A 17761-nucleotide genomic window follows, 5' to 3' on the forward strand; every position below is an offset into this window, starting at 1 on the left:
AGAATTAACGCTAAAGCGTTTATAACTTTCCACATTCACTGTCTTCGCGCAATAATTCAAGTTCTAACCATTCCTCTTCTTTGCCAGCACAACTCTTTTTTTTCTCTTCCAGAGCTATGGATAAACGCTCGAAACGCTCTTTATCCTTGCCATAGAGCGCTGGATCAGAGAGTTCTTGTTCAATTTTTTTGATTTCATCCTGCAAAGCAGCGATTTGTTCAGGCAATTTTTCCAGAGCATAAACCTGCTTATAAGACAGCTTGCGTGGCTTTATTTTCTCCCGCCCCCTAAAGTCATGATCTTTTGAAATGAGATTTTCATTCGCCCATCCACGCGGATTTGCAGATGCTTTACGTTTTGATAACTCTTTATTTTTGCGCTCTAACGATACAGCGTTCTTATTTTGCGCTATCATATCGCTATAACCGCCAGCATACAAAATCCAATGCCCATCTCCTTGGGGCGCCAACATATGAGTCACCGTGCGATCTAAAAAGTCCCGATCATGGCTCACCAACAAAACTGTTCCAGCAAAATCGGCAATAAATTCCTGCAACAAATCCAAGGTCTCCATATCCAAATCATTGGTGGGTTCATCAAGAATCAAAAAATTTGCCGGACGCGATAGCAACCGAGCCAGCATAAGGCGCGCTCTTTCTCCCCCTGAAAATTCTTTGAGTGGTGTACGTGCTTGTTCAGGTAAAAACAAAAAATCCTTCATATAAGAAACCACATGGCGCTCTTGACCATTGATCACAAGAGTCTCTCCCCTCCCCCCCGTGAGATAATGGGCTAATGTTTCTTCTTCATTGAGAATACGCTGTTGATCAAGAAATGCCATGGAAAGATTATATCCATGCCTCACCGTTCCACTATCAACGGCTTCTTGCCCAATGAGGGTAGAAAGTAATGTTGTCTTGCCAATACCATTGGGACCAACCAAGCCGATACGATCACCACGCTGAATGCGTAAAGAAAAATCTTTGACAATAACGCGCTTCCCATAAGATTTTGAAATTTTCTTTGCTTCAAGGACCAATTGACCAGAATGAGAACTTTTAGCAGCAATCAAAAGCGCAGTTCCTGGTTGCCCTTTATAGGTTTTGTGAAGTTTTCGCAGCTCTTTTAATTCCCCCAACCGACGTACATTGCGTTTACGCCGTGCGCTCACCCCATAGCGCAACCATTGTTCTTCGCGTGCAATCTGTCGTCCTAATTTATGTTGCTCTAGAGCCTCCTCTTGCAACGCCTTATCACGCCAATTCTCAAATTCTAAGAAGCGTTTTTCCAGTCTTTTTGTACTACCTCGATCAAGCCAGAGGGTTGAACGCGTGACATTTTCCAAAAAACGCCGATCATGGGAAATCACCACAATGGCTGAAGACAAAGAACATAAAGTCCTTTCTAACCATTCAATGGTTGGCAAATCGAGGTGATTGGTTGGTTCATCTAACAGAAGAATATCTGGTTTTGCGGCAAGAGCACGCAACAAAGAGACACGCCGCTTTTCCCCCCCAGAAAGGGTCTCCAATTTTTCACTTCCTGAAAAACCTAGATTATCGCGAAGTGTATTTATCCATGGTACATCAGGGGTCTGATCTAACCCCGCTTCTACAAAGCCATGAATATCCTCAAATCCCGCACAATCGGGATTTTGTGAAACATACCGTATCGTGACTCGAGGGTGGCGAAAAATTTCCCCACCACTCGGCTCAATTATTCCTGCGGCAATTTTTAACAGCGTTGATTTTCCACAACCATTACGCCCCACCAGCGCGATACGAGCCCCCTGCTCAACCGATAAGCAAGCTTGGTTGAGCAGGGGGGTTGTTCCAAAGGTTAGAAAAATGCGGTCAAGCCGCAAGAGCGGCAACACCATTAACGAACGCGGCGTGGACAAGGTGCCTTATACATCACACCTCTTCCATCCCGATAAGTGCACAATTGTGGTATTTTTTGTGTATGCATTTTTTGTGCACAAGGTGCTTTGTAATAGTGTCCTTTATGCCCACGATAAGTGCACATTGCTGTTGACGGATGAATAACAATCTGTCCTTCCCGTCTTTGTTCTCTTTTCTGATTGACAGCAGCACCTGTTACTGTTCCAGCAATAGCACCAAATGCGGCACCAGTCAGTGCTGCACCAGGAGTACTTCCAGCAATTGCAGTTCCCGCCAAAGCACCTATTGCTGCTCCTCCCACACCGTAACGTGCAACACGCTGATCATTTGTAGTACAAGCTACAGTACTTAAGCCAATGGCTGAAATAACTGCCACTTTCAAAAATGATTTTAACATATTAAAACCTCTCCTTAAATTAATACATAAATATATCATTCATGCCAGCACTTCATCGCTTGCCCCCCTCTGCCTTAATCAAATATACCGGAAGAGCTTTATGGAATAGGTACAGACGCCAACAATATAGCTTTTCCAGAACCTAAATGGCAAGAAAAGGTTCCACAAATACGGTTAGAAAGTGTCAAAGACGACCCAAATGACACATTTTTGTCACAAAGTGGCCATTTCACCCCTGAAAGCGTCAAGCCTTGTAAATCAGAAAAACCGATAATACTAAACAAACATCCATCGGGGAGATCATATGAAAAAGTCTTTGGTAAGACTGGCCATCCTTCTTCACAACCGCTTGTCAACAACACTGTAATACCTTTTTCTGCCATCATCAGTGCTTGTACCATATGAGAAAGACTATGATCACTCCGCTCCCCTCCCAAGGCACCACACAAAATAAGGTGTTTGGCACCTTTTTGCAGAGCTCTCTCACATGCCAGAGCACTATCGGTCATATCTTTATCAGAGGGAAAAATCTCACGGGACACATGAATATAGCTGTTGATTAAAGTTTGATCTGATGAATCGAAATCTCCCACCCACAACTCAGGCATCACACCAAGTGCAGCGGCATGACGCATTCCCCCATCTGCAGCAATCACGCGACTTTTGTGAATTTGCGTGAGCAACCGATCGGTGATACAAACATCTCCATTTAACAATATTGTAAATGTTGTCATACTATACTCTGCCTTCCGTAATTTTTTCTCGTATCTTTTATCAAAAAGACCCGTTTCTTATGGACAATAACCGTGCTATAGCCAAAAGAATCCTTATCAAAAAGCTCCTTCCCCAAAAGCTTCTTCTTACTTAAAAAAACATATACAAAGAGACCAATGAAATTTGCCACAATTCACCCTAAAAACACAGTGTATAAGAATCAACAACACCAAATTTTTCAACGAAATATTCCCTTTCGCACCAGAATGTACAGAGCACCTTTCATAAGCCTCACGCTTCTCCTTTCTGCTTGTCATATGCATCTCTCTCCCAATGATATGCTTTCTTCAGATTCTTCTGGAACAGTCAAACATGCCAGCAAGCACAATATTTATGTCACATTAAGCGCTCTACAACACCCCCGTATTTTGCAAAAATATGGCGGTACCTATTATAACGCAAAACTTGAACGTCTATTAGCGAAGATTGTGCACAAACTAGCTAGCGTGTCACACAATCCTCAGCAACACTATTCTGTAACAATCTTAAATTCAGAAAGCATCAATGCATTTGCCCAACCCAATGGCTCTATTTACATCACCCGTGGCATGCTTGCCTTAGCCAATGATTCTTCAGAAGTTGCAGCAATTTTAGCCCATGAAATAGCCCATATTACCGCTAATCATGGCATTTTACGGCTAAAAAAAGAAGCGGAATTGAAGGCAACAAATCATCTCTCCTCACACCTTTTCCCTCATGAAACAAGCAAGCTTCATAATCCTATACAAAACAAGCAACAACTGGCACAATTTTCACGCAATCAAGAACTAGAAGCTGATTCCATTGCCTTAGAAATGCTCAAAAAAGCAGGATATGATCCGTTTGCCTCCCTACGCTTTCTCCAATCAATGGAAGCCTATAGAGTTTTCCGTAATATCTTGAGTACAGCAAAAACTTCCTCGGACTTTCTAGCAAACCACCCAACCACTCCACAACGGATTCGCCTTGTCAAAGAAAAGGCGCGTAAAATCACGACAGCAAACATAGGAAAGAGGGACCGTGCTTCTTTTCTCAAAAGCATTGATGGCATGATTTTTGCTGGAAGCTTTCCTACAGGTTTTGTAAGAGACAACCAATTTATTCACCAGCAACTGCGTGTCACTTTTGGTGTGCCTAGCAATTTTACCATAGAGAATTCAGCCCATACTGTTTGGGCCAGTGGACCAGATAATATTGCCATTCGTTTTGATGCTATACCGCGCCCCTTTGCACTCTCTGCAAGTGAATATTTAAAAAGCGGATGGATTATAGGATTGGACGAATCATCCGTGCACCCCATTACAATTCAAGGACACCTTGGAGCACAAGCTCGAGCAGTCAATGCACATTGGCAATTTGATGTGGTCGTCATTTTTTTCAAAAATCACGCTTTTCGTTTTTTAACCGCCGCCCCACATCATTCTCAACATTTTGAAGAGATTGCCACAAAAACGATACAAAGTTTTCACTCACTTTCATCATCACAGTTTAAGGAGCTGAAACCCTTGAGAATCCGTGTTGTACGCGTTCAGCAGGGAGAGAGTGTTGCAAGTCTTGCCAATAAAATGCAAACAGCAACGCATAAAGAAACATTCTTTCGCATTCTCAATGCACTCTCGCCCACGCAAACTTTACGAGCAGGCACAGATGTTAAAATCATCACGGAATAAGGAGAGCTTTTTTATTTTTTGCACTTCTTCTTTCCTCCTACCCTCTTTCCCCTGGACTCTAAAGCATTCACAATCCCAAACCGATTGGCTTTTGTAACCAATAATAGTTGCTCACATGCCTCATAGCCACTAGCGAATTAACCTCTCAAGACTCCTCTAATGCCTATATCTCATAGGCATCTGCTGAATGAACGTTCAAAAGAGCAGAACGCAATTTTTGCAAAGCCCGTGCTTCAATTTGGCGCACCCGTTCTTTGGAGATTCCCAACTTTTCACCCAAAACTTCCAAAGTTGCTCCATCTTCATTCAAGCGACGAAAACGAATAATTTCCAACTCTCGTTCATTGAGAATTTGCAGTGCATCATAAAGCCATTGTGTCCGCCGTTGACCATCAATTGTTTGTTCAATTAAAGCATCAGGCAGAGGGTTCTCATCCACCAAAACATCCATTTTAGCAATGGGATTATCGCTATTTTCAGAAACAGAAACACTTAAAGAATTATCCGCACTGGAAAAACGAAAATCCATCGTTTCCACATCACGCACGGAAACACCAAGCTTTTCAGCGATTGTGCGAAAGATATCTTGTTTTGAAAGAGCACTATCATCTTGCACCAATTTTGCTCGCAAACGGCGAAGATTAAAGAAAAGTGCTTTTTGCGAAGAACTGGTTCCTCCTCGAACGATAGACCAATTTCGTAAAATATAATCTTGAATAGAAGCGCGTATCCACCATGTTGCATAAGTCGAAAAACGCACTTCCCGATCAGGTTCAAAACGCGCAGCAGCTTCCAACAGTCCCACATAACCTTCTTGTACCAGATCCCCCAACGGCATTTTGAAACGTTTAAAACGGTTAGCAATCGCAATCACCAAGCGCATATGCGCAGCTGCAATTTGATGCATAGCTTCATCATCGCGTTTATCTTTCCACCTTAGAGCCAAATCATGCTCTTTTTGTCGTTCAAGATAAGGCGCTTGCATAGCAGAACGCATCATATCACGTCCTAAGCTTTTATCTGCATCGCTATAATTTTTGCTGCCTTTATAAACAGCATTTGAAAGATTACCCATAATAACCCCTTGCGATTAAAATTATTAAAATCGATTTGCTAACGACACCACTGTCCTTTTCAAGAAAGAACTAAAAAGTTGTTTGTTTGTATGTTGCTACTTTAGCGTGTATTTTTATAATCGCAATTGTTTTTTTTATGAGAATTGTAAAACTTATGATCCCAAGACACAGTTTTGCCTATAAAACGGCAATATAATATACACTTATTGCTAGCAAGAAATGTGCAAAAAATTTTATTTTTATATTTTGGTGACAGAACAAAAAAATAAAAAGATCAAATAAACAAATACTGTTTCGTTTAATTATCGACTTACCTTATCCTTTAAATGACAAGCTTATTTTATGCTCACTGCTTTACAACGCAACCAATACGTGCAATGACCTTTGTAAAAAATCTAAGATAAATAAAAAAGAAAATATCCAAGTTAAAGGAGCAAAAAGAAGTATCAAAAAGCAACAAGAATGATTGAAGAAAACGCAACAAACGTGCTAAAGGAGCAGCATAATGATACAATTATTAAGAATAAGCTTTTTACCAGTCTAGCACTGAGAAAGAAAATAATCATGGATAGCAAGATTGTTCCACCGAATAATGTTTTTCAGGATGATATTCTTATTGAAAAACATGGCAATGGCAAATTTGAAGGTTTTCGTTTTTATGCCAACAAGAACAATACCGATCAATCAGTAGGTGTGCAAAACGCAATAGAGAATGACAATTTGATTCTTGCTTTTTCTAAACGTGCGATGCGTTTTTCTGCTTGTGCCAATAAAGATTTTACTCTTGGTTCTGATGGAATTGTGCGTTGGATTGGTCAACCGGTAGGTCAACTTGTTAAAGGAGAAGATTTTTTTAAACCCAAGCTGATTATTTTAGCAGATGCACAATTAACGGGGGAAGCACGTGAGAGTGTAGTAAAACGTTTGGAGCGTTTTATAACTTTTTATTTTGAAACCGCTTTACAACCTCTGTTTGACCTGCGCAATGCCGATAGTTTGACGGATTCAACAGGTAGTCTTGCTTTAAAACTGGTTCATTCATTAGGGATTTTACGGCGTCGAGAAGTTGCTGAAATGGTCAAAAATCTTAATCAAGAATCACGTTCTGTTCTGCGACGTCTAGGTGTGCGTTTTGGTGCTTTCCATATCTATGTTGCAGGAATGCTTAAACCAGCTCCGGTTCAAGCCATTACCCTGCTATGGAAACTTCACAATGAGAGTGATGATCAAACGGGTTTTGGGGAAATTTTTGCAGCGTTATCTGCTGGACGAACCTCACTGGTTGTTGATTCTACTTATAACCGGCAATTTTATCAGTTAGCCGGTTACCGAATCTTAGGACAGCGTGCTGTACGCATTGATATTTTAGAGCGTCTTGCCAATCTGATCCGCCCAGCACTTCATTGGAAGCAAGGGAGCGCGCCTAAACCCGAAGGCGCTTATGATGGCAAAAGCTTTTTTGTGACATCGGAAATGATGTCGATTCTTGGCGCCAATGGAACCGATATGGAAGAAATTCTCAAAGGTCTTGGCTATCAATCGCATGCCATAAGCCATGCTCTTTTTGAACAACATCTCCTTACCGACAAAGCCTCTTCCCATACCTGTAGCACAGCAACAAATGTTCCTGCGGCAGAATGTGTTGGCGATCAATGGCAAGCAATTTATACTTTAGACACGGTCCAAGAAGAACAAAGCGCTGTATCCACCCATGTTGACACACAACAAACGACTATAGAGTGTTTACCAGAAGCAGAACTTGTTGGCGACTTTGCCAAGCAAAGGCGCACTATAGTAGAAGATAAAGTTATTTTATTATGGCGCTATAATCATCAATTTCATCATCACGCCCACAAAAAGCGTGATAAATCGGGACATAAGTGGCAAAATAAAGCAAAAAAAGCGTTTAAAAAAGAAGCAAGAACAGACGAAAAGACTCCTCAAGAGACCCCATCGCCTACGAAAAATCCTTATAAAATGAACAAATCCCACAGCAAACGCGCGAGTCATAAATCCCTTCAAAAAGAAAAACAACCTAATCCGGATTCACCCTTTGCAAAATTAGCGGCACTTCGTGATCAACTTAAAAATAATAAAGACACAGTTTCCTCCAAAGATCACTAAAATAAAAATGGAGTTCGATCTTGGCCCACGTAGTAACCGACAACTGCATTCACTGTAAATATACAGACTGTGTTGAAGTTTGCCCTGTTGATTGTTTTTATGAAGGTGAAAATATGCTTGTTATTCACCCCGATGAATGCATCGACTGTGGTGTTTGTGTACCAGAATGCCCAGCAGAAGCTATTGTCCCTGATACAGAACCAGGATTAGAAAAGTGGTTAGAACTTAATCTCCAGTATGCGAACAAATGGCCTAATTTAACCACACGCAAAGACCCTCTGCCCCAAGCAAAAGAAATGGATGGCGTTCCCAACAAATGTGAAAAATATTTTTCAGAAAATCCAGGAACTGGCGACGAATAACCCCACAACATACTTACAAAATAATGTCCAGAAGCCATAAACTCTGATACAGAAACCAAGGCTAGAAAAATGCTAAGAACTCAAATTTCGTTATGCGAATAAATGACCTCATTAAACCACCTGCAAAGCCCCTCTGCTTCAAACAAAAGAAATGGATAGCGTTCTCAACAAATAAGAAAAGTATTTTTCAAAAAAAACAAGAAGGGGCGATAAATAACAATACAACACACATCATGCGCCTTCAAAAATTGAGAGCATTTTCTTGTAAAAATAAAAATTCTTAAGCGAAATGATTGATTCTTTTGAATTTTGATGTTAGTGTTATTTTAACACGATCATCTTTCTAAGTATTGTTCTTTGCTTTTTTTAATAAAGCAATGTATTTTTTGTTGGATTTAAAAGTACTCAACTTTTATGCTCATTCAATTAGTGTAATATACTTGGTTAAGAACACTCAACCCTCAGGTTTATAGCCTGTTTTCCGATACATTTGTTGGTCATAAAGGGAGTAAACGAAAATATGGCATCCCAAAATGGAACATCTTCCAATTATAAAGAATTTACAACCTCTGAATATATCGTCTACCCTACCCACGGAGTGGGACAAATCATAGCCATTGAAGATCAAGAAGTTGCAGGACATAAATTAAAACTTTTTGTCATTCATTTTGCAAAAGACAAAATGGATGTTAAAGTGCCCATTGCTAAAGCTCTTTCCGTTGGAATGCGCAAATTATCTGCTGTTGATTCTGTTGAACGCGCATTACAAACCCTCCACGGAAAAGCACGCGTTAAACGCACCATGTGGTCACGTCGCGCACAAGAATATGATGCTAAAATCAACTCGGGAGATCTTATTTGTATTGCTGAAGTCGTGCGAGATCTTTTTCGCTCAAATCTACAGCCCGAACAATCTTATTCTGAGCGTCAACTTTATACCGCAGCACTTGAAAGAATGGCGCGTGAAATCGCAGTGATCAATAGTCTTTCTGAAACAGAAGCTATCAATCTCATAGAGATGCATCTCTCAAACAAACCAAAGCGTGAATTTAAAGCGAAGAGAGATGAAGCAACCTCAAGCGATGAAGCTGTTTATGCTGCGTAATAAAAATCTACTCATAAAATAAAACCAGCATCTTGCTGGTTTTATTTGTGTTTTTATTAAGCTTTTAGTGATCAAAAGGCATTTAGCAGAAAATCTGCCAAGAGCTCTTGTCCAATTGCATCTTGCTAAAATGAACAAAATATAAGTATTATTATAAGTTCATATCTCAAAAAAAGCGAGATCTCACTCTTTTTTGAATCCTTTTTATCCCCACCTCACAGATCCCTTAAAGAAAATAATTCGCTAAAAAGCTTATCTCATCAAAAGCACCAGAGAGTTTTTTAGCGTTCCCTTTCAAGGGCATAGGTCACACAAAAATGCACATCAAAGCTTTTCCGTCATCTGTCGCGATAACAAAGAAAGACTCGATATCCCAGACAAGGAGGAAGCTTTGTGTCTTCACATTCTCCATAAAGAGAACAACCAAAAACAAACACCACCTCTCAGCACTCTTGTCAGTGTAGAGAGTTGGTGTTTATTTCAATAAAAATTAAAGTTCTCAATCTTTAGGAGGGAGAACAACACGTCCGCGATACATCCCTGTTTTCAAATCAATATGATGAGGGCGACGCAATTCACCAGAATTTTTATCCTCGATATAAGTTGGCACCTTTAAGGCATCAGCGGAACGGCGCATACCCCGCTTTGATGGAGAGGTTTTTCGTTTAGGTACAGCCATAAAGAGACACTCCAAATCCACTAAAACAGAAAAAGCAATGCCAAAAATGACAATGCTTTTATCAAAAACACTATAAAATTTGATTACTTTATACACTGATTAAACAGAAGAGGCAATGTCAAAATAACAATACTCTTACCCCAATGGGCAAAATTGATGATAGAAACGACAAGAGCATTACAAAGAGTTGAAAAATTTATATATGGATTAAAAGTCTTTTCATGAATCTTTCATTCAATTTTTGTTTGGCTTTCACAAAGACTCTCGCATAGAGTGAGAGTAAGTACCAAAAGAGCAATGAATTTTTTAATAAACACTTAAAGCAAATTGACGAAAAGAAGAAAAACAACTGCTTTTCTGTTGTAAGTTCCAAGATTTCATTTTGCAAAAATAGAAGGAAACAAGAATGCACGAATTTACTACCCTTCTTGCAAAACATGGCCAAAGCGTTGAAAATCGCCTTGACGCACTTCTCAGTGAACACGTTGAAAAGGGTGAAATTGCGCGTCCTAACATCTTGATCAAAGCCATACGTCACGGTGTCTTGAACGGTGGAAAGCGGCTTCGTCCTTTTCTTGTGCTACAAAGTAGTGCCCTCTTTGATATCCCTACTGCACATGCTCTTGATGTTGCCTGTGCCCTAGAGTGTGTTCACTGTTATTCGCTTATTCACGATGATCTCCCTGCCATGGATAATGACACACTTCGGCGTGGAAAACCAACGGTCCACATAGCCTTTGATGAAGCAACCGCGATTCTTGCTGGCAATGCCCTTTTAACATTTGCCTTTGAAATCATTGCTAACAAAGCCCGTGCACTTGCTTTTGAAACCAGAATAAAGCTTATCACAGCTCTTGCACAAGCATCAGGATTTGGTGGTATGATAGGAGGTCAAATGCTTGACATTGAAGCGGAGAAAAAACCGCAAGAGAGCACCGATATTCTTACTTTACAACACATGAAAACAGCTGCCCTTATAAGCTTTGCTTGCCAAGCAGGGGGAATCATTTCCAACGCATCCAAAGAACTAACGGAAAAACTTGCTGCTTTTGGAACATATGTTGGTTTAGCTTTTCAATTAACAGATGATCTTCTTGACGTCACCGCCAACAGCGAAGTTCTAGGCAAAACCGCCGGTAAAGATGAAAATGCGCAAAAAGCCACCTTTGTTCGTCTTTATGGCATTAAAGAAGCACAAAAAAAGCGAGACGAACTCATTACCAAAGCAGAAAACCTCTTACACCCTTTTGGTATCAAAGCACTCCCTCTCCAACAAGCCGCCCGCTTTAGCGCAACACGCAAAAATTAATGTCATCTGCCCTATCACATTCCGCTCTATTATACAGAGCCTACACCATCCTCTTTGTTAAATGTCCAAGAGATTTTTTAAAAAATCTTACCATTGATCTTCATGATATTATTGAGCCCATCATACAATGGATATGACAAACCCTAAGAAAGATTTTATTAAAACAAACACATGAATTTATAAAACACACATATAATCATAATCTCACTCAGCTTTTTTGAGCGTTCCTTCTTAAAAAAAATACTGTCAACAAGTAAATCAATAAATAAATAGCAAAAATATAAACGAGTGAGAAAAAGCCAAACACATTGACCATAGATGCACTCATATAAAAAAACACCAAGAGACTCAGTCTTCCAACGGTTGACAAGAAAGACTCATATGTAGCCCTGAAATGATCGCTTATACAATCATGCAAAATAACTTCCACACGCAGATAGGTATACTTAATGAGATAAAAAATCATACAAACTAAAATGACAGCAATTTCTTTTCTTGGTTCAAAGAAAACCATTGTAAAAATCAGGGAGGCTGAAAGAAGCAGCAATAAAACAAAATTTATCTTCTCACTGAGTTTTGTAAAGAGAAAACTAGCCAAGAGCTGAGAGAGCAATATCAGCGAAAATGTCACCCCAAGATCAAAATAAGTGACATGAATATGATGATCTTTAAAGATCCACTGCCAATATTGCGAAAAGATATTGAAAAAAATTAATGAAAAATAAAAGTATAAAGAGATATAAGGAACTTGAACAAAAATAGAGATCATCTCTTTAGCTTCACAAGCGAGAAAATTTGCCTGAAGAGAATTTCTGTGGCTAGGTCTTTTTTCTCCTTTAAGATCATCAAGAAAAAATAGACCAAAGAATGCTGTCATCAACATTAAAAATGCCGCGATATACCATATATATTGGCTCGAATAATCAGCAAAATAAGCACCAATCAAACTAAAGATAAACATGCCAATGTAATTATATTGAGAACTTAATCCCAGCACTTTTTTAGTCGATGTCACTTTTGCTTTTGCATATTGAACAAGTAAAGCATTATACGCCCCCGCAATCAATGTCAGCGAAACTGCATTAAAAGATTCTGCTAAAAGAAAACCGTAAAAGCTTTTAGAAACTCCCATAAGAAAAAGCCATGTAGCAGCAAAAGCAGCTGCTAAAACAATCGATATTTTATAACTTTTTCGATCGGCAAAATACCCCAGAGGAATATCAGTCACCATCATAATAAAAGCCTGAAATGACTTAATGATCCCGATATCAATAAGTGTTAGCCCTTTTTCAAGCATATAAAAGACAATAAAGGCGCCTGTTAAAATTCTTATACCGTTAAATAAAAAACCAAAGGCTAATATACTTTTCATTCATCCCCCAATAGCGCCAAAAAGGACGTCTTATATACATCATTTATATAAATATAAAAGCTCAAGTTTTATTACAAATAGGACAATAACCGCTATAAGAATCTTCAGTCTTATCGACTTTATAGTTGGAAAAATTAATAAATAACGTTTTTTCTATAATTTGACATTTGTCAAAATCCGTTAAATATTTTACTGCCTCAAGAGCAGCCAAAGAACCAGCAACCGCATTATATGGATCTATCAAAGTATTCATATAGTTTTGCTTAATAGTCTTAACAAACTCAAATTCATTAACATCCTTCATATGATTCTGATTCACGCATGCATAACATCTGGTTTTACCTGGAATAATAAGTGGACCAACAATAGCATTCACCGTAGCCGAAGCAGCATATAACAGCGCACCGCTCATGTTAAAAGCAGCTTCGTTCATTAAATGAAAAAAATCTGGCCTTGGATCATCTGCCGCGCATATAACAAGATCAGCTTTTTCGAATAGACGGCACGCCTTTTCTATATTATCTATTTTTTCATCATAAAACTCATATTGAGTCGAAGGACTAATATATGGGGCTTTATCTCTAGCAACTTCAACCTTTTTTTTACCTAAATCACTATAATTATAAAGTATCTGCCTAGATAAATTTGATTCTTCGACAATATCAAAATCATAGCTTTTAATATGTCCTACACCCATTGCAGATAATGTATAAAAAACATAGCTTCCGCACCCACCCAAACCAACTATAGTTATCTTAGCATCTTTCAATTTGGAGTTAGCTAAAAGGGCATTGTCAAAATTACCTGACACATGCTTGAATAAGTTAATTTGCCTATCAAATCTATTATATTCGCTCTCACTAAGCCCAACTTTTCTAATAGAATCTTCTTTCGAAAAGGGTGATTCTATTATTTTATTATCAAGCATATATTTTGCTAAATACAAAAAATCTTCGCTTTCTGCAGTATCTAGGTTACATTTCAATATTATATCACCTATGGTACTCTCTGCGTCAAAACACGCCAAAGCCTTTATAACATTCGGTGACGTACCACTCATATCAAGGGCTATAACATTTTGTAGATCCGCCCCTATCAACACCTCATTACCTTCTTGCCTCGCTGATATGGTATATGAGTAAACATACTTGTTTTTATATAGCAAATTCATTTTCAAATCTCCCCCTAGCAAGCTGAAGATCTACATGACTCAACAAATCGTGCAAATCTCTTGTGTTATCAAAATTAAAATTATCGAAACAAAATTTATGCCCATGATACTCTTCAAGATATTTTATATGGAGCCTTATAGCATTCATTTTTTCATCTATTGAGAGCTCACCCAAGCTTATATGATGAAATCTACGAAAAAACGCTGCATCCCTTTGAATATGTGTTAATTCTGCAGAAGTAGTCGCTATAATGAGCTTTAAATTCTGTTCCAGCATAAAAGGTTTGAATAAATCCATGGCACCAATACCTCCATCGCTTTTTGTATGAGCAATTGAATGCCCTTCATCAATAAACAGAGCGACATTCTCATATGGAGATACAGTTTCTATTAAAGTTCCAATTTTTCGTTCAAACTCCCCCCGTAATCCCGTACCAGATAGCACGCTTCCTAAATTAACCTCTAGTATGACATATCCATTCAACATAGGCTTAAACTGATTAAGTCTAAAAGCTAACTCACGCACAAAAGAAGTCTTCCCACATCCAGCAGGACCAGAAATAACAATACTTTTTTTATAAGCGCAAAACAAAGAAACCATCGCTGTTCTTATCATTTCTTCGCGACCAATATAGGGAGATCTCTTTCCTAAACCAAGGACATTCAAATTAATTCCACACTCGCTCATATTGCGAGCCAATAAGAGCACCTCTTCATTTTGTAAATACATATTGCCCCCAACTGTAAATAGAAGGGGTCATACAACCCCTTCCAACATTTTTTAATTATGACAATGCACAATCGCAAATCAAAGATTTTACTTTAGCAGATGTAGAAGAATAAGACTTGATCTTCGTTCCTAATACCACTTTACTATTTGATTCTACTTTCATTTTAACCTCCTCGTTTAAAATAACATGTGGAAGAATAATATCCCCCAATTTTAAGATAGTTTTTATATTAAATTATGTTAATTAATAATCTTGATAGCTTATCCAATTACAAAATTGCTCAAGATATATTTTTTACAGTATCTCAAATCCATAATATTTCTTCGATGCGGTTTTTTTATTCTTCAAAGATTAAGTATCTTAGGCAATATGCGCAGTTTATGATTTCATGATTTTTTATACTTATGGATTTGCATAAGCAACTGTTATAGCAATATAAGGTGTTTTTGAGAGAGGCATTTGAGAAAACAACTATAGAGCTCCATAATCCAAAAGCTATAAAAATTTGATCACAAAAATTAAGTAATGAGGTTTTGAAAAAAACGAATTTTTTCTTACTCATTAGAAAAATTCTAATGGCATTATCAAGCTACAATAAAATTCTTAAAAGTACTGGAGATAATGTTACATTTAGTTTGTAAATGAAGCTATTTGGACACAGTATTATCAAGCAGAAATACCTTGCAACAGTAAGCTCTAAGAGTTTTTTTAAGCTTGCCCAAAGCGAGTATGAATATAATCACTCAAAAGAACTTCAAATTCTTCAGCAATGTGATCTCCGCGCAAAGTCTTTACTTTCTGTCCTTCAATAAAAACAGGGGCTACTGGGCTTTCACCCACTCCAGGCAATGAAATACCAATATCAGCATGTTTTGATTCTCCTGGTCCATTGACAATACAGCCCATCACAGCCACCTTTAAACTTTCAACACCAGGATATTTTTCACGCCAGACCGGCATATTTTTATGTAAATCTGCTTCAATTTTCTGTGCCAATTCCTGAAACACTGTCGAAGTTGTGCGACCGCATCCAGGACAAGCCGCAACCACGGGCAAAAACTGCCGAAATCCCATAACTTGTAGAAGCTCTTGCCCCACCTTTACTTCTCGTGTCCGATCTCCTCCTGGTTCAGGAGTTAAAGAAATACGGATAGTATCGCCAATTCCTTGCTGTAACAAAATTCCCATAGCCACAGAAGAAGCAACCACACCCTTTGTTCCCATTCCTGCTTCTGTCAAACCCAAATGAAGCGCATAATCACACCGTTCTGCCAAATTGCTGTAGACAGCAATAAGATCTTGGACATCACTCACTTTAGCAGAAAGAATAATTTTATCCCTTCCCAAGCCAAGTTCTTCAGCAAAAGCAGCCGAAAGCAGAGCTGACTGAACAATAGTCTCCCGCATAACCTCAGCAACAGATAAGGGATTTTCCTTCCTTGCATTTTCATCCATAAGCCGTGTCAACAACGCATTATCAAGGGACCCCCAATTCACCCCAATGCGAATAGCCTTATCGTATCGACAAGCAATCTCAATAATTTCCGCAAACTGGCGATCTTTTTTTACACCAAACCCGACATTTCCAGGATTAATCCGATATTTTGCAAGAGCCTCTGCACAGGCAGGATGTTCTGATAAAAGTTTATGGCCAATATAATGAAAATCCCCAACCAATGGCACAAAAAAGCCCAATTTCTCTAATCGCTCGCGTATTTTTGGTACAGCAGCAGCAGCTTCATCACGATCAACGGTGATTCGCACCAATTCGGAACCAGCTTGCCAAAGAGCAGCAGTTTGTGCAACGGTCGCATCAACATCGGCAGTATCCGTATTGGTCATCGACTGAACAACAATGGGGTTATCACCACCAACCATCACATCACCCACCGCAACACCAACAGATCGACGACGTTCAAGAGGTCTAGATAAAAAATATGCCGTGCTCATTAAGTCCTCAAATTTTCAAAAACTAGCGCTTATCAAGCATCTTTTATATTATTTTTCTCCACACTTTCAAAGGCTTCCTTCAAACCATCAATATGATCACAGATCAGCTTTTCCCAAACAGTTTCCATTTTCTACCACTGACGCAACGCATTTCATAGCTATCATTCACTTTACAGAATCACTAGACAAGTCTTGTCCTCAATATCCCGCTTAATTTTACACTTGTACACTTAGATCATTCAAAAAACCAACATCAGACAAAGATGACGCTGTCTTTATCTGTCTTATATGAAGATCTTAAAGAATGATATTTTACAGCATCACAAATAAATGTTTGCCACAATACAGTGTTAAAAAAAAGGCACCCCTTCATCAACCAAAAAACTTAAACTTTGAGCTCCCTTTAAAAAAAGAATAGTCCCACACAAATGGCACCTTGGAGGAAATCATCATCCGGTTAGGGTTCAGAAAATCAACGCAACAACAATCTCTTTTTCATACCACCAAGCAAGAGCACCAATGCAACCTTTCAATTTTCAAGCCGTTATAGCAAAGCCCCAAACACAATTCCAATTTTCGTAAAACAGTATAACACATGGAGGAGTCAACAAATGTGTCTATTTTCAACCCACTCTAAAAATGCTAAAATTAAAAAGCGCATCGCACAATTAAAAAGTGAACTTGTCCCTGTAAGTCGTTGGAATTCGCAAAGTGACAGCCTTGAGAGCATCTCTGACATGCTTGACACATGGAAACAAAAAAGCCGCCATGCACTATACCATCTCAACGAGCATGCTAGAGAATTTAAGAAAAAAGCCAAAGAACACCCTAAAACAACCCTCGCATTAGCGGCAGGACTAGTTTTAGCTAGCGTCTTGTTGATACGCAAAAACTAAAACACCACTCCCCTTTAAGGCTATCTCTTTTAATGCCCGCTTTAAAGCGGGCATTTTTCTATAGCTTAAAAACGATAACTTTAAGAAATGGTAGAGATCACCATCATCATCTTCAGTCATCTGCTTACACTTCAAAAGATGAGAACGCCTCCAAGCTACCAATCTGATATTGATTTCCTCCTCATACCCCAAATGACGAAGATTCTTACCCATACCGATCCGTAAACAATAGGGTTTCTTGTCTAGTAGATTTCATTTACTGACC

The 17761-nt window shown here is 38.8% G+C and carries 16 protein-coding genes; 6 read left to right on the forward strand and 10 right to left on the reverse strand.

From position 1 onward, the window contains the following. Positions 1–19: 19 nt before the first annotated feature. From PVV69_RS04145 to PVV69_RS04155, 3 genes are all read right to left on the reverse strand, one after another. Positions 20–1879 carry an ABC-F family ATP-binding cassette domain-containing protein gene (locus PVV69_RS04145; protein ID WP_273756612.1) on the reverse strand — a complete coding sequence of 620 codons (1860 nt, stop codon included), beginning with the start codon at positions 1877–1879 and terminating at the stop codon, positions 20–22. Then, the gene (locus PVV69_RS04150; RefSeq protein ID WP_273756568.1) at positions 1879–2298 is read right to left on the reverse strand and encodes a glycine zipper domain-containing protein; all 420 of its coding nucleotides are present in this window, start codon (positions 2296–2298) and stop codon (positions 1879–1881) included. Before PVV69_RS04150 ends, PVV69_RS04145 begins: the two co-directional genes overlap by 1 nt. Positions 2299–2396: 98 nt before the next feature. After that, positions 2397–3032, reverse strand: a complete 636-nt coding sequence (locus tag PVV69_RS04155; protein ID WP_273756569.1) for a thiamine diphosphokinase — start codon at positions 3030–3032, stop codon at positions 2397–2399. A 156-nt stretch (positions 3033–3188) separates the two neighbouring features. On the opposite strand from PVV69_RS04155, the gene PVV69_RS04160 reads away from it, so the two are divergent. Further along, a complete protein-coding gene (locus tag PVV69_RS04160; RefSeq protein ID WP_273756571.1) occupies positions 3189–4721 on the forward strand; it encodes a M48 family metalloprotease in 1533 nt (510 codons plus the stop codon). A gap of 163 nt (positions 4722–4884) precedes the next feature. Here the strand turns inward: PVV69_RS04160 and PVV69_RS04165 are convergent, their stop codons facing one another. Continuing rightward, complete coding sequence (locus PVV69_RS04165) at positions 4885–5796, reverse strand: RNA polymerase factor sigma-32 (RefSeq protein ID WP_273720637.1); 912 nt, start codon at positions 5794–5796, stop codon at positions 4885–4887. Between the two features lie 565 nt (positions 5797–6361). On the opposite strand from PVV69_RS04165, the gene PVV69_RS04170 reads away from it, so the two are divergent. From PVV69_RS04170 to PVV69_RS04180, 3 genes are all read left to right on the forward strand, one after another. Further along, the gene (locus tag PVV69_RS04170; RefSeq protein ID WP_273756573.1) at positions 6362–7921 is read left to right on the forward strand and encodes a hypothetical protein; all 1560 of its coding nucleotides are present in this window, start codon (positions 6362–6364) and stop codon (positions 7919–7921) included. Between the two features lie 20 nt (positions 7922–7941). After that, positions 7942–8283, forward strand: coding sequence for a ferredoxin FdxA (fdxA, locus tag PVV69_RS04175; RefSeq protein WP_273720635.1), 342 nt, complete (start codon positions 7942–7944; stop codon positions 8281–8283). A 520-nt stretch (positions 8284–8803) separates the two neighbouring features. Next, complete coding sequence (locus tag PVV69_RS04180; RefSeq protein WP_273720634.1) at positions 8804–9388, forward strand: CarD family transcriptional regulator; 585 nt, start codon at positions 8804–8806, stop codon at positions 9386–9388. Between the two features lie 499 nt (positions 9389–9887). Here the strand turns inward: PVV69_RS04180 and rpmF are convergent, their stop codons facing one another. Continuing rightward, a complete protein-coding gene (rpmF, locus tag PVV69_RS04185; RefSeq protein ID WP_273720633.1) occupies positions 9888–10067 on the reverse strand; it encodes a 50S ribosomal protein L32 in 180 nt (59 codons plus the stop codon). 406 nt (positions 10068–10473) lie between these two features. On the opposite strand from rpmF, the gene PVV69_RS04190 reads away from it, so the two are divergent. Beyond that, positions 10474–11376: a polyprenyl synthetase family protein gene (locus tag PVV69_RS04190; RefSeq protein ID WP_273756575.1), complete on the forward strand. Its 903-nt coding sequence runs from the start codon at positions 10474–10476 to the stop codon at positions 11374–11376. 208 nt (positions 11377–11584) lie between these two features. On the opposite strand, the gene PVV69_RS04195 is transcribed toward PVV69_RS04190, so the two are convergent. The 4 genes from PVV69_RS04195 to ispG form a co-directional block, all read right to left on the reverse strand. Next, the gene (locus tag PVV69_RS04195; RefSeq protein ID WP_273756577.1) at positions 11585–12748 is read right to left on the reverse strand and encodes an MFS transporter; all 1164 of its coding nucleotides are present in this window, start codon (positions 12746–12748) and stop codon (positions 11585–11587) included. 61 nt (positions 12749–12809) lie between these two features. Continuing rightward, the gene (locus PVV69_RS04200) at positions 12810–13850 is read right to left on the reverse strand and encodes a ThiF family adenylyltransferase (RefSeq protein WP_273756613.1); all 1041 of its coding nucleotides are present in this window, start codon (positions 13848–13850) and stop codon (positions 12810–12812) included. Between the two features lie 52 nt (positions 13851–13902). Continuing rightward, a complete protein-coding gene (locus PVV69_RS04205; RefSeq protein ID WP_273756579.1) occupies positions 13903–14649 on the reverse strand; it encodes an AAA family ATPase in 747 nt (248 codons plus the stop codon). Between the two features lie 709 nt (positions 14650–15358). Further along, on the reverse strand, positions 15359–16600 hold the full coding sequence (gene ispG / locus PVV69_RS04210; RefSeq protein ID WP_273756581.1) for a flavodoxin-dependent (E)-4-hydroxy-3-methylbut-2-enyl-diphosphate synthase: 1242 nt from the start codon (positions 16598–16600) through the stop codon (positions 15359–15361). Between the two features lie 611 nt (positions 16601–17211). Here ispG and PVV69_RS04215 point away from each other — a divergent pair. Continuing rightward, positions 17212–17496: a hypothetical protein gene (locus tag PVV69_RS04215; RefSeq protein WP_273756582.1), complete on the forward strand. Its 285-nt coding sequence runs from the start codon at positions 17212–17214 to the stop codon at positions 17494–17496. Here PVV69_RS04215 and PVV69_RS04220 read toward each other — a convergent pair. Next, positions 17464–17709 carry a hypothetical protein gene (locus PVV69_RS04220; protein ID WP_273756583.1) on the reverse strand — a complete coding sequence of 82 codons (246 nt, stop codon included), beginning with the start codon at positions 17707–17709 and terminating at the stop codon, positions 17464–17466. The genes PVV69_RS04215 and PVV69_RS04220 overlap by 33 nt on opposite strands. Between the last annotated feature and the right edge of the window lie 52 nt (positions 17710–17761).

Source organism: Bartonella sp. MM73XJBT (assembly GCF_028618465.1).
GTDB lineage: Bacteria > Pseudomonadota > Alphaproteobacteria > Rhizobiales > Rhizobiaceae > Bartonella.

What these genes read in the sequence shown, in the direction of transcription:
- PVV69_RS04145 (WP_273756612.1), bottom strand. Translation starts at nt 1,879, where the DNA reads ATGGTGTTGCCGCTCTTGCGGCTTGACCGCATTTTTCTAACCTTTGGA.
- PVV69_RS04150 (WP_273756568.1), bottom strand. Translation starts at nt 2,298, where the DNA reads ATGTTAAAATCATTTTTGAAAGTGGCAGTTATTTCAGCCATTGGCTTA.
- PVV69_RS04155 (WP_273756569.1), bottom strand. Translation starts at nt 3,032, where the DNA reads ATGACAACATTTACAATATTGTTAAATGGAGATGTTTGTATCACCGAT.
- PVV69_RS04160 (WP_273756571.1), top strand. Translation starts at nt 3,189, where the DNA reads ATGAAATTTGCCACAATTCACCCTAAAAACACAGTGTATAAGAATCAA.
- PVV69_RS04165 (WP_273720637.1), bottom strand. Translation starts at nt 5,796, where the DNA reads ATGGGTAATCTTTCAAATGCTGTTTATAAAGGCAGCAAAAATTATAGC.
- PVV69_RS04170 (WP_273756573.1), top strand. Translation starts at nt 6,362, where the DNA reads ATGGATAGCAAGATTGTTCCACCGAATAATGTTTTTCAGGATGATATT.
- PVV69_RS04180 (WP_273720634.1), top strand. Translation starts at nt 8,804, where the DNA reads ATGGCATCCCAAAATGGAACATCTTCCAATTATAAAGAATTTACAACC.
- rpmF (WP_273720633.1), bottom strand. Translation starts at nt 10,067, where the DNA reads ATGGCTGTACCTAAACGAAAAACCTCTCCATCAAAGCGGGGTATGCGC.
- PVV69_RS04190 (WP_273756575.1), top strand. Translation starts at nt 10,474, where the DNA reads ATGCACGAATTTACTACCCTTCTTGCAAAACATGGCCAAAGCGTTGAA.
- PVV69_RS04195 (WP_273756577.1), bottom strand. Translation starts at nt 12,748, where the DNA reads ATGAAAAGTATATTAGCCTTTGGTTTTTTATTTAACGGTATAAGAATT.
- PVV69_RS04205 (WP_273756579.1), bottom strand. Translation starts at nt 14,649, where the DNA reads ATGTATTTACAAAATGAAGAGGTGCTCTTATTGGCTCGCAATATGAGC.
- ispG (WP_273756581.1), bottom strand. Translation starts at nt 16,600, where the DNA reads ATGAGCACGGCATATTTTTTATCTAGACCTCTTGAACGTCGTCGATCT.
- PVV69_RS04215 (WP_273756582.1), top strand. Translation starts at nt 17,212, where the DNA reads ATGTGTCTATTTTCAACCCACTCTAAAAATGCTAAAATTAAAAAGCGC.
- PVV69_RS04220 (WP_273756583.1), bottom strand. Translation starts at nt 17,709, where the DNA reads ATGGGTAAGAATCTTCGTCATTTGGGGTATGAGGAGGAAATCAATATC.